Raw genomic sequence first — 11,873 nt, 5'->3', positions numbered from 1 at the left:
AACAACTACAGAATTTTGCTATCTTTGTTCGGGCTCAAAAAACAAACAAATTCAATGGGTTTAGTTACTGCTAAAGAAGTTGCAAAAGCAATCAACGCTGACAAATACGGAGTATTGGGAACTTTTTCGGGCTGGCTGTTGATGAAGGTGCTGAAAATTTCGACCCTGAACAAAATCTACGACCGCAACAAACACCTTTCAGAATTGGAGTTTTTAAACGCCATTCTCGATGAGTTCCAGATCAATTTCGAAATCCCGGAAGAAGACTTAAAACGTTTGCCTAAAGAAGGCGCCTATATTACCGTTTCGAACCATCCACTGGGCGGTATTGACGGAATTCTGCTTTTGAAACTAATGCTAGAGCGCGAACCCAATTTCAAGATTATCGCCAATTTCCTTTTGCACCGCATCGACCCGATGAAACCGTATATCATGCCGGTAAACCCGTTCGAGAACCACAAAGACGCCAAATCGAGCGTGGTCGGGATTAAGGAAACCCTGCGCCATTTGAGCGACGGCAAACCGCTGGGCATGTTTCCGGCCGGTGAAGTCTCTACTTTCAAAGACGACAAGCTCATGGTTGACAGGCCGTGGGAAGAAGGCGCCATCAAAGTCATCCGAAAAGCGCAAGTTCCGGTGGTGCCGATTTATTTCCACGCCAAAAACAGCCGCTTGTTTTATTTGCTCTCGAAACTCAACCCAACCCTGCGAACTGCTAAATTGCCTTCGGAATTGCTGACCCAGAAAGACCGCATCATCAAGGTGCGTATCGGAAAACCGATTCCGGTGGCCGAGCAAAACGAGTATGAGACTATTGAGGAATATTCGGAATTCTTGAGGAAGAAAACCTACATGCTTGCGAATTCATTCGATAAAGACAACAACTTTTTATCGGATTTGAACCAACTGCAACTCAAACTACCTAAAAGCCCGAAACAGATTGCCACGCCAGCCAGCCGAGATGCAATGATCGCTGAGATAGAGAAACTTCGCCTCACCGATTCTCGCATGACCGTGAGCAAGAACTACGAGGTTTATTTTACCGAAGCCGAGAAAATACCAAACATTTTGCACGAAATCGGGCGGTTGCGTGAGGTGACTTTCCGCGAAATTGGCGAAGGCACGAACAATTCGCTGGATTTGGACAAATACGACCAATATTATCACCACATGTTTCTTTGGGACGACGAGGCCAAACAAATCGCGGGCGCTTACCGCATGGGCTTGGGCTCTGAGATTTTCCCGAAATATGGTATCGACGGTTTTTATTTGCAGGAACTTTTCCGGTTTGATTCCGAACTGTTCGACATGATGAGCAAATCCATTGAAATGGGCCGAGCGTTCATCTCGAAAGAATACCAACTCAAACCCATGCCGCTATTCTTGCTTTGGAAAGGCATTGTGCACACCACTTTGCGTTATCCGGAGCACAAGTTTTTGATTGGTGGCGTAAGCATTAGCAACCAGTTTACAGATTTTTCTAAATCGTTGATGATTGAGTTCATGAAGTCGCATTACTATGATCCTTATGTGGCGCAATACATTCATCCGAAGAAGGAATTCAGGGTAAAACTCAAAGATGCCGACAAAGATTTCATATTCGATGAAGCCGAAGCCGATTTGGTGAAGTTCGACAAAATTATCGACGAAATTGAACCCGGTACTTTACGACTTCCGGTGTTGATTAAAAAATACATCAAGCAAAATGCGCGCGTGGTGGCTTTCAATGTCGACCCTTTATTCAATAATGCCATTGACGGATTGATGTACATCCGCATCGCTGACTTGCCCGAAAGTACAGTGAAACCCGTGATGGAAGAATTTCAGGCAGAACTCGAACGAAAAATTGCTGAGAAAGGTGAATAGTTATCTCCAGATGGTTTGCACCAATATGGAATCCCAAGAATTTTGTTTGATGAAATAAACCAAGCGAATCAGATGATACGCTGCCAAGAAAATGGCCATTCGGTAAGCCAGTTTTTTATTGAATAAAACGGTGTTGAAGTATGTTTTCCCCGTTTTCAATTCAATCGACAAAACTACAATCGTCAGCACGCAAAACACCACCACGAAAGGTCCTAAAATATGATAGTAAAGACTTTTGTAAAGATTGCCTTCATAGAAATAAACCAGCGACTTAGTAATGCCACAGCCTGGGCATGGAAAACCGGTCAACATCTTAAAAGGGCAGAATGACTGTTCTGTTTCCAGATGTCCGTCATTGTGCAACATAATAAAAAACGGAATCATCAGTGTAATGAGAGCACCGACAATTCCGTAAATTTTACGTTTTGATTTTATTTTATTTGTACAATCTGTTGATGTCACTCTGAACAATCATTGCGGCTGCCATTGGAAAAAACAAACCCAATATGATTAATAAAGTTGATTGATCCTTCTGAAGTTCTCCAGTTCTTTGGTATACTTTCGGCAATGCTTCTTTTCCGGCGAGATAATAGAAATAAATATTGACTGGCATACAGCAACCGGCAAAAATAGCTATGGGTTGGGAAATGATTTCTCTTTCTGCCACGGCATTAAACACTTCAGCAATTTTTATATTCCAGTAAATCAGATACAATCCGCAGGTTAATAAGGAAAAAATAAGTACTAAAATCGGGTCGTTTTTAAAAACAGGAATTGGGGTTTGGGGTGTATTCCAAGTTTCAATCGGTGTGTTTTCCATGTTAGTTTGTTTTGTGGTTGATTTTATAAAAATAGAAAAATTATTGAAATGCCTTGTCGATAGGCTCCCAAAGTTCAATTTTATTGCCTTCCGGATCGAGAATCCAGCCAAACTTGCCGTATTGGTAGGTTTGGGTTTCGCCGATGATTTCCACACCTTCTGTTTTTAAATTCTCGAGGAGCGAATCTAAATCATCCACGCGGAAGTTCTGCATGAAGGGTTTCTGGCTCGGCTCAAAATAAGTCGTGTCTTCTTTGAACGGCGACCATTGGGTGGAACAATCGTTCCCATTGGTATCTTTCCACCAAAAGGTTGAACCATAAGCATCGGTTTTAAGCCCAAGATGTTTCCCGTACCAAGCTACCAATGCTTTTGGATCTTCGGCTTTGAAAAAAACACCGCCAATTCCGGTAACTTTCTTGATGGCTGCTTCAGATTTTGGCGATCCAAAATACAACGCTTTGATTTTATCGACAATCACTTGCGCCAGACGCTCATGACTTTCAAAAGTCCAGCCAGCAATGTGTGGCGTTAAGATGACCATATCGGATTGCAATAAATACTGATACGGTTCGGGCAAATAGGTGTCAGACAACGTTTCAAAAGATAGGTTTTCATATTCATTGACGTCTAAACCAGCGCCTAAAATTTTTCCCGACTCTAGCGCCGAAACCAAATCTGCGGTCACGACATTTTTACCGCGTGAAGTATTCAGCAGCCAAAATGGTTTTGAAAAGCCATTGACAAAATCACTGTTGACCATACCATTAGTCTGCGGTGTCCAAGGAATGTGAAGGCTGAGCACGTCTGCTTTTTGTTGTAATTCTGCTAGCGAAACTTGTCTGGCATTGGCATCGCCGAGGTTTTCCAGAATATCATAGCACAAGACCTCAACTTCGAATCCGCGCAGTTTCTTGGCAAACGATTTTCCCATATTGCCGTAACCAATGATACCAACTGTTTTGCCATCGAGTTCGTGCCCGCGATTGGCTTCGCGGTTCCAATGCCCGGATTTGATATCGCGGTCTGCCAGATTGATTTTATTGAACAGCGACAACAACAACGCTAAAGTATGTTCGCCGACCGCATTGCGATTGCCTTCAGGCGCAGCAATTAGCTTGATGTTTTTGCTCGCGGCATAGTCGCAATCGATACTTTCCAGGCCGGCACCGACTCGGGCAATGAATTTTAAATTCGAAGCAGCATCGAGAAAAGTACGATCGATTTTAAACCGGCTGCGGATGACAATGCCGTCGTATTGGTGGATTTTCTGTTCGATTGTTTCTTTGGATGAAGTGAAATCGGTGTCGTTGATAAAACCAGCTTGCGCCAATTGCGTTTCCAGCAACGGATGGTTGCGGTCCAGGTGGAGAATTTTGGCGTTGCTGGTTGGCAGTTGTTGGCTCGTAGTTGGCATAGCGAATGGAAGTTGAGTGCGTTTCAAAAGTACAAATTTGAATTGAAATCCGGGGTTGCATGAGGGATAGTAGCGGCATCCTTTTCTGGAATGCAATGGAAGAAAAGATACAGCGGATAGCCCGACCCGCAGGGGCATGCCCTAATTTTCTAAATTTCAGTAAGGATACAAAGTGCTTTTTGGCAAAATTTTGAACCGCAACCACGGCCAATTAAGGGAATTTTATAACTTAGCCCAGACGAGGTTTTCGAACCGATATATTCCAAGATGCTTTTTAATTCGATTGATTTTGCGGTATTTTTCCCGGCAGTTTTTGTATTGTATTGGTGGCTCAACGCAAAGAACCTGAAATTACAAAACGGCCTGTTGGTGCTCGCTGGCTTTGTTTTCTACGGCTGGTGGGATTGGCGTTTTTTGTTTTTGCTCATCTTTAGCGCCATGGTGGATTTTTGCGTGGGTTTGGCACTGAAAAAAGAAAATCACCCGATACGCAGAAAGGCTTTATTGGGCATTAGCATCGCGCTGAATTTAGGCTTGTTGGGATTTTTCAAGTACTACAATTTTTTTACCGATAACTTCATAGCAGCCTTTCGTTTTTTTGGGCAAGAGTTAGACGTTCAAACCCTCAAGGTAATTCTGCCGGTGGGCATTAGTTTTTACACTTTTCAAAGTTTAAGCTATGGCATTAGTGTGTATCGCCGTCAGTTAGAACCGACTAATGACGTGGTAGCTTTTCTTGCCTTTGTGAGTTTCTTTCCACAGTTGGTGGCTGGGCCTATTGAACGTGCCGCTCATTTTTTACCACAATTCTATAAAAAAAGACATTTTGATTATCAACAGGCTGTTAGCGGAATGCGGCTTATTTTGTGGGGATTTTTTAAGAAAATCGTGATTGCAGATAATTGTGCGCCGTATGTCAATGATATCTTTAGCCATTATCCAGACTATTCTTCAGGCACTTTGATTTTAGGCGCGGTATTGTTTTCGTTTCAGATTTATGGCGATTTCAGCGGTTATTCGGACATTGCCATCGGACTGGCCAGATTGCTAGGTTTTGACATGATGCGCAATTTTAATTATCCGTATTTTTCGAAAAATATGGCTGAGTTCTGGCAACGTTGGCACATTTCGCTCACCACTTGGTTCAGGGAATATCTTTATTGGCCTTTGGGCGGAAACCGAGGTTCGAAGTTGTTTAAAATCCGAAACGTCTTTATCGTGTTTTTGGTCAGCGGCTTTTGGCATGGAGCAAACTGGACTTTTGTTTTTTGGGGCGCCATCAACGCTTTGTTTTTGTTGCCTTTATTGATTGTCGAAGATTCGAAGAAGCCCGAGATGGCTGCGAATAATCGTGGAATATTGGCTAGTGTGACAGTCGTTTTCCAGATGCTATTCACCTTTTCGCTGGTTACCTTCGCCTGGATTTTCTTTCGGGCCAAAAGTTTGACGGAAGCTTTTCAATACATTGGAGCAATAGTGCACCACGGAGGTTTTTTCAAAATCCGTTCGGAACATACTTTTGAACATTGGATTGCGCCGTTGCTGTGTTATATTTTGTTTCTTTTCGTTGTGGAAGGCTGGCAAAACAACCAAAAACAAGTGGAAAAACCATTGCTGGCGTCTGAAAAATGGACGGCCAAAACCCTGCGTTACAGCTTCTATTTTATCACCTTGCTCTGTATTATTTTGAACATTAAAAATCAAGCGAGTAGTTTTATTTATTTTCAATTCTGATGGTTCGGTTTCTCAAAAAGATGGGTGTAATGTTGTTGGCGTGCTACGGTTTGCTGTGGGCATTGCAACTGTATGTCGATTATCGGCTAAGCAACTCAAATCACGCCGATTATTCGCAATGGAATACGCTCATGCAAGGCAAAGTAAACGCCCGAATGGTGTTTCTGGGCAACTCCCGAACCGAAGCGCATTTTGACCCGGTTTGCATCGAGAAAAACACCGGAATCAGCGGCCACAACTTAGGGCTGAGCGGCTTGTCGATGAGCGAGGAACAAATCATTTGGAAGAGTTATCTCGCCCACAACCAACCCGCTAAAATTGTAGTTCAAAACGTCGATTTGTATGCCTTGACGAAAAAGCCTCTAGCTCACAAAGCGCTTTATCTGCCGTATTATAACGACAAGGTGCTGCTTAAGGAGTTAAAAAAATCAGATGCGACCGTGGCCTACGAGCAGTGGATACCGATGAGCAAATACCGTGGCTTTGAAACAGACGTGCTGCGGGCATTGGGAATACTGGGGATTAAAAAAACCACAAAAATAAAAGGCCATCTCCAGCACAAAGAAAACTGGAACAACGATTTTTCTCTTTTTAAGGCTGCACTCCAAGGAAAAAAAATCAATTATTCCACCACAGAAATAGCTCACGAACTGGCCGCTTTAAAAGAAATCATTGCTGATTGCCACCAACTCCAATCACAACTCATTTTGGTTTGGGCACCACAATATGACGAGCTTACTGCATTGCAAGAACCTACTTTTTCTGAGGTTAAAAAGCAAATCAAGCAACTGGCTCAAGAAAATCCGAATGTGGTTTTTTGGGATTTTTCGACACAAAGCTTTACCAAGGAGAAAACTAACTTCTATAATTCATTTCACATGAATCATCTGGGTGTAGCAGTCTTCTATAAGCAGTTTTCAGATTCGCTGAATGTTCATTTGAAAAAGCCTATTCCTTGATTTTATTCAACGAGGTTTTAATGCCTTTTATCAACGAAGAACTAAAGCCTTGGTGCTCCATTTCGTTGAGCCCAACAATCGTACAACCTTGAGGCGTGGTGACGCGATCGATGAGTTGCTCGGGATGAATTTTCTCTTCAAGCAACATTTGCGCAGCACCTTTAGCCGTTTGGGCCGCAATGGCCAGCGCAGTTTGCGAATCAAACCCAATTTCGATTCCGGCTTGCATTGACGCTCTAATGTAACGCAAGGCATAGGCCGTTCCGCAAGCCCCGAGAACCGTAGCGGCATCCATAAGTTTTTCTTCAATAATTGGGGCAGTGCCTAGTTTCTGGAACAAATCAACCACCGGCTGAAGTACTGCTTTGTCTTTTTCAGCAAAGGAAATACAAGTGGCCGAAGCGCCGAACTGGATCGCGATATTGGGCATGATGCGAACCCAACTACAAGTGTTTTGAGTAACGGTTTGCAGTTGCTCTATCGTTACTCCACTAACCGCGGAAGCTAAGATTTTTCCTGAAATGAACGGTGTGATTTCACTCAGTACTGTTGCCACTTGATACGGTTTAATCGTCAGCACAATCAAGTCGGCCTGCTCAATGTTGTGCAAATTGTTGTTCGCAACCACAATGCCTTTTGCGGTTAAATATTCGATACTTTCGGTATTTCTGCGCGTAACGGTTACTTGATGACCCGCGGTATATTTAGCAATACCCAATGCAATGGCGACACCGAGGTTGCCGCCGCCGATGATGTGAATGTTCATAATCTGTGAATTTTAAATGTGGAGAATCAGCTTGGCAATCGAAAAGTACAACAAAATCCCGAAGACGTCATTGGTGGTCGTGATAAACGGCCCAGTTGCCAAAGCCGGATCAATCTTGAAACGATTGAGCATCATAGGAATCAACGTGCCCAAAGTACCGGCGAAAAGAATCACGACAATCAGCGAAATACCGATGGCCAATCCGGCCATATATTCTCCATAAATCAGCGAATGAAACGCAAAAACCACAATCGATATAATGGCTCCGGAGATCATCGCCACACGAAGTTCTTTGGCCAAATAGCTTTTGTTGAAAGAAGTAAAAGTGCCGTTGGCCAAACCTTGCACAACCAATGCCGAAGCCTGCGCGCCAATATTCCCCGCAGTAGCCGAAAGCAATGGCACAAAAATAATGAGCGTTTGATAAGTGTGAAATGCTTCTTCGTTTCCTTTGAGAATGAACGAGGCGAAAAATTCGATGAACATTCCCATCAGCAGCCAAGGCAACCGCGCTTTGGTGAGTTCCAGTACCGAGTCATCGGCCTCAACATCTTGGGTAATACCGGCCGCGAGTTGGTAATCTTTGTCGGCTTCTTCCTTGATCACATCTACGATATCATCGATAGTAATGCGCCCAACCAAACGGCCCAACTCATCGACCACCGGAATCGCTTCAAGGTCGTATTTCTGCATAATCCGCGCCACTTCAATGTCTTCGGTATCGACCTTTACGTAGTTGAGCTTGCTGATATACACATCGCGAATCGGCGTTTTAGTGGAAGTGGTGAGCAAATCTTTGAGTGACAATCTGCCTTTGAGCCGGTCTTCGTCATCGACCACATAAATCGAGTGGACCCTGGAAATATTCTCGGCCTGGGCACGCATTTCTTTTACACAAGTGAGCACATTCCAGTTTTCATTGACCTTAACGAGCTCTTTGTGCATGATTCCCCCAGCGGTATCTTCCTTGTAGCGCAAGAGATCGACGATGTCTTTGGCGTGCTCCACGTCTTGAAGCTCCGAGATAACTTCCTCTTTCTTGTCTTTGGAAAGTTCGGCGATGATATCGGCCGCGTCATTGGTTTCGAGTTCGTCGAGCTCTTCGGCGATTTCTTTTGGGGAAAGCCGCCCGAGGATGTTCTCGCGCAAATCGTCTTCAAGTTCCAGAAGGATTTCGGCGGTTTTCTCGCTGTCGAGTACTTTAAAGATGTAAGTGGCCTGATCAAAATCAAGCTTGTCTAGAATTTCTGCAATATCAGCATGGTGCAAGTCATTGAGCAAAAGTTCGAGTTGTTCGTCTTTCTTTCCCTGAATGAGTTGCTCTAATTCGTGAATTAGTTCTTTGCTGATTTTAAACTCCATCGGCCTGAATTTTTTGAGTAAGCCCGATGAACTGCTCTACTGAGAGTTGCTCCGGACGCAGGTCAAAGATAGTATCTTCTCGTAAATTATCGGATAAATTTAAAGTTTTTAAACTGTTGCGCAGGGTTTTTCGCCTTTGTTGAAAGGCCGTCTTTACTACTGTGAACAGCAGTTTCTCGTTACAGGGCAAAGTGAAATTTTCCTTACGGCGCAAACGCAATACTCCCGATTTTACTTTTGGTGGCGGATTAAAAACGTGTTCGCCTACGGTAAACAAATATTCGGCATCATAGAAAGCTTGGGCTAAAACCGAGAGAATGCCATAGGTTTTACTGCCCTTTTTCTCGCAAATGCGCTCGGCTACTTCCTTCTGAAACATGCCTGAGAATTCCGGAACTTGGTGCCGAAGCTCGAGCATCCGAAAGACAATTTGGGTGGAAATGTTGTAAGGGAAATTGCCAATAATGGCCAACGGTCGGCCTTGAAAAACTTGATTGATATCGTACTTCAGAAAATCTTGCGCAATGATTTTGCCATGCAGTTTCGGATAATGGTTTTCCAAATACACTACGGATTCTTTATCAATTTCGACCACGTAAGTATCAACGGGTTTCTCTAGTAGGTATTTGGTCAAAACGCCCATGCCCGGCCCGATTTCGAGTACGTCGCTATAGCCTTGAAGACTGAGGGTATCGGCGATTTTTTGGGCAATGCTTTCGTCTTTGAGAAAATGTTGTCCGAGGTGTTTTTTGGCAGTGACTTTTTCCATAATGTTGGGCTGCAAAGACGTGAAATTAAATAAACATTGGGCTGCGTGGGCCGGAAAATCTTAACTGGTAATCGGCCAGAACTCAGACAATACTTCAAGTTCGGTGCGAAATGCTAACATTTTGTCACCAAAAAGCCTTTGTCCTTCTTCACGCAATCGCGGTGCATCTTCGAGATAATAACGGTCGAGCGTTGCCTTGGAATCTGTGGTATATTGAATAGCATAGGTCGATCCGCCCATTTCCTCAACGACCAACACTTTGACCATACGCGCCGAGGAGAATTTGCCCGTAGCTAAAACTTCCGGAATGTGTTTTTCCTGCATCCAGTGCAGCCATCGGTCGTGAACGCTGTCGTCGATGTTGATGGTGACGTTGTATAGTAGCATAATTTTGAAATAGGTTTATAACGAAGTATCGCCGCGCAATTGACGGTATTTCTTTCGGGCTTCGGTGAAATAGATACTGTCTTGGTGGTGAAAAATCACTTGTTCGTAATAGGTTTTGGCTTTCTCGATATCGCCTTGTTTATTATAAATTTCTGCCGCGAAATAGTAAGCTTCATCGATGTAAATGCCTTCTTTGTGTTGGTTGATGATGGCTTGGTATTGATTCAAAGCTGCTAGATTATCTCCCAATTTCTCGTAGGTTTTACCCAAACGATATAGTGTAACTGCTTCTATTTCGTTGCCTTTGAAACTTTTTAAAATAGATTGAAACTTCGAAAGTGCCGCTTGGTTTTTATGCTGATAAAGCAAATAGTCGGCATGGGCAAATTCTTTGAGTGCGGTTTGAGTCGAATCGGCTACGGTGTTGTCGTTGATCAAAAGGAAATATTCCAGCGCGTCGTTGGCAATGAGTTGGGTCGAGGCCGATTTGAGTTCTTTGAACTGCTTTTGCGCCCACTGAAAATCGGTTTTGAAATAACTCGTTTTGGCCGCTTTCAAACTGGCTTCGTGACCAATTACGGCATTTTTCATATCGTTTTCAATCTGCGAATAGTAGATCAGCGCTTGGTTGAATTTCTCTTCATACAAAAGTATATCTGCAAGTTCCATTTTCACGTCGGCTTTTTGGTATTCACCCATCGGCAAGTTTAAGGCTGCTTTCAAGATGGTTTTCCCGCGTTCGGCATTTTTGAGATAAAACGTAGCAAAATGAGCTTGCAAAATCTGAAGCGACAACGAATACGGACTGATTCCGAATTCTTTCAACAGCAAATCGAGCTGGGAAGCTATTGCGGGATAATCTTTTTCGGTAGCGGCTTCTATGCGAAGTTGCATCAAATAGGTATGCGCCTGAATTTTGAGATCGAGATCTTGGGTATTTTCCAGCACAAACTGAAAGATTTCTTTAGCGGTTTCCTGATCACCTTCTTCAATAGCCAACTGCGCTAGGTTGACAATATTGGAAAACGTTTCCGGATTGCGCTTGTAAATCGCTTTTTGCTGCAGGAACGCTTTGCCATATTCTTTTTGCTGTACGTAAAACCAACTCAGGTAATCGTTCCAGAATACGTCGGTACTTTTTTGGGTTTTCAAAATCAGGGTTTTGCGCAGCGATTCGTTGAAATTGACATCGGCATCTTCAGTCATAAATCGCGTGAGCTGGTTCTGAATCATGATGTTGCTCTGCGGGTTGGTGTAGGCTTCTGTGAGGAATTTTTCGACCATCATATCGGTATTGCCTAGTTGCCCGTAAAGAAGTGCCATGGCGAAATTGAAATTGAACTTGGGCTCTATACTCAACGCCAGTTCATAAGCATTCAAAGCATATTGTAGCAGTGATTTTCGCTCAAAAGTTGGTGCAATGTTATATACTTCATTGGGGTTTTTCCGAATAGTCGCCAGTGCTTCTTCGTAGTATTTCGTGGCGCTGGGTTGGTCTTTTTTGAGTTGGTAATTGTACCCGAGTTCGATTAGCAGGCTGCTTTGGTGGACAAATTTCATCCGATCTTGAATCGCTTTTTCGGCCAAGTCTAACTGTTGTAATTGTTGCTGGCACTCAATGAATCGTTGAAAATAAAACCCATTATAAGGGCTTGTTTTGAGCAATTCCTCGAAACTGAGCTTGGCTTTCTCGAATTCGCCTTTGTCAAAATAGTTTTGCGCGAGCTGCTCGTTTTGCGAAGAAACGATTCCGAAACAAAACAGCAGTAAAAAGCAGGCTATTCTTCTCATGA

Annotated in this window: 11 protein-coding genes and 1 pseudogene; 3 read left to right on the top strand and 9 right to left on the bottom strand. The window is 43.5% G+C overall.

The features are described 5' to 3' along the window. Positions 1 to 54: 54 nt before the first annotated feature. Entirely contained in the window at positions 55 to 1,866 is a 1,812-nt protein-coding gene (locus tag G4D82_RS05020) for a GNAT family N-acyltransferase (protein ID WP_166335182.1), read from the top strand. On the opposite strand, the gene G4D82_RS05015 is transcribed toward G4D82_RS05020, so the two are convergent. The 4 genes and pseudogenes from G4D82_RS05015 to G4D82_RS05000 all read right to left on the bottom strand — a co-directional run. After that, entirely contained in the window at positions 1,867 to 2,250 is a 384-nt protein-coding gene (locus G4D82_RS05015) for a DUF2752 domain-containing protein (RefSeq protein ID WP_207788127.1), read from the bottom strand. 52 nt (positions 2,251 to 2,302) lie between these two features. Continuing rightward, complete coding sequence (locus tag G4D82_RS05010) at positions 2,303 to 2,686, bottom strand: DUF4234 domain-containing protein (protein ID WP_166335177.1); 384 nt, start codon at positions 2,684 to 2,686, stop codon at positions 2,303 to 2,305. A gap of 40 nt (positions 2,687 to 2,726) precedes the next feature. Continuing rightward, positions 2,727 to 3,143 carry a VOC family protein gene (locus G4D82_RS14560; protein WP_394352283.1) on the bottom strand — a complete coding sequence of 139 codons (417 nt, stop codon included), beginning with the start codon at positions 3,141 to 3,143 and terminating at the stop codon, positions 2,727 to 2,729. Next, positions 3,138 to 4,103 (bottom strand): annotated as a pseudogene (locus tag G4D82_RS05000) (2-hydroxyacid dehydrogenase); the annotation flags it as partial. The gene G4D82_RS14560 and the pseudogene G4D82_RS05000, both read right to left, overlap by 6 nt. A 267-nt stretch (positions 4,104 to 4,370) precedes the next feature. Between G4D82_RS05000 and G4D82_RS04995 the strand changes: the two are divergent. Together G4D82_RS04995 and G4D82_RS04990 are read left to right on the top strand one after the other, a co-directional pair. Continuing rightward, positions 4,371 to 5,837 (top strand): MBOAT family O-acyltransferase, encoded by a 1,467-nt coding sequence (locus G4D82_RS04995; protein ID WP_166335174.1) that lies wholly within the window; start codon positions 4,371 to 4,373, stop codon positions 5,835 to 5,837. Continuing rightward, a complete protein-coding gene (locus G4D82_RS04990; protein ID WP_166335172.1) occupies positions 5,837 to 6,796 on the top strand; it encodes a hypothetical protein in 960 nt (319 codons plus the stop codon). Before G4D82_RS04995 ends, G4D82_RS04990 begins: the two co-directional genes overlap by 1 nt. Here the strand turns inward: G4D82_RS04990 and proC are convergent. The 5 genes from proC to G4D82_RS04965 are packed head-to-tail and all read right to left on the bottom strand — an operon-like array spanning position 6,786 to position 11,871. Then, positions 6,786 to 7,562 carry a pyrroline-5-carboxylate reductase gene (proC, locus tag G4D82_RS04985; RefSeq protein ID WP_166335170.1) on the bottom strand — a complete coding sequence of 259 codons (777 nt, stop codon included), beginning with the start codon at positions 7,560 to 7,562 and terminating at the stop codon, positions 6,786 to 6,788. The two genes, G4D82_RS04990 and proC, sit on opposite strands and share 11 nt — an antisense overlap. A 12-nt stretch (positions 7,563 to 7,574) precedes the next feature. After that, a complete protein-coding gene (gene mgtE, locus G4D82_RS04980) occupies positions 7,575 to 8,924 on the bottom strand; it encodes a magnesium transporter (protein ID WP_166335167.1) in 1,350 nt (449 codons plus the stop codon). Further along, entirely contained in the window at positions 8,914 to 9,693 is a 780-nt protein-coding gene (rsmA, locus tag G4D82_RS04975) for a 16S rRNA (adenine(1518)-N(6)/adenine(1519)-N(6))-dimethyltransferase RsmA (protein WP_166335165.1), read from the bottom strand. Before rsmA ends, mgtE begins: the two co-directional genes overlap by 11 nt. A 60-nt stretch (positions 9,694 to 9,753) precedes the next feature. Beyond that, entirely contained in the window at positions 9,754 to 10,080 is a 327-nt protein-coding gene (locus G4D82_RS04970; protein ID WP_166335163.1) for a DUF4286 family protein, read from the bottom strand. A gap of 15 nt (positions 10,081 to 10,095) precedes the next feature. After that, the gene (locus G4D82_RS04965; protein ID WP_166335161.1) at positions 10,096 to 11,871 is read right to left on the bottom strand and encodes a tetratricopeptide repeat protein; all 1,776 of its coding nucleotides are present in this window, start codon (positions 11,869 to 11,871) and stop codon (positions 10,096 to 10,098) included. Positions 11,872 to 11,873: the final 2 nt, after the last annotated feature.

The organism is Flavobacterium lotistagni, assembly GCF_011392125.1.
Classification (GTDB): domain Bacteria; phylum Bacteroidota; class Bacteroidia; order Flavobacteriales; family Flavobacteriaceae; genus Flavobacterium; species Flavobacterium lotistagni.
This window is presented reverse-complemented; position numbering and strand designations above follow the sequence as displayed.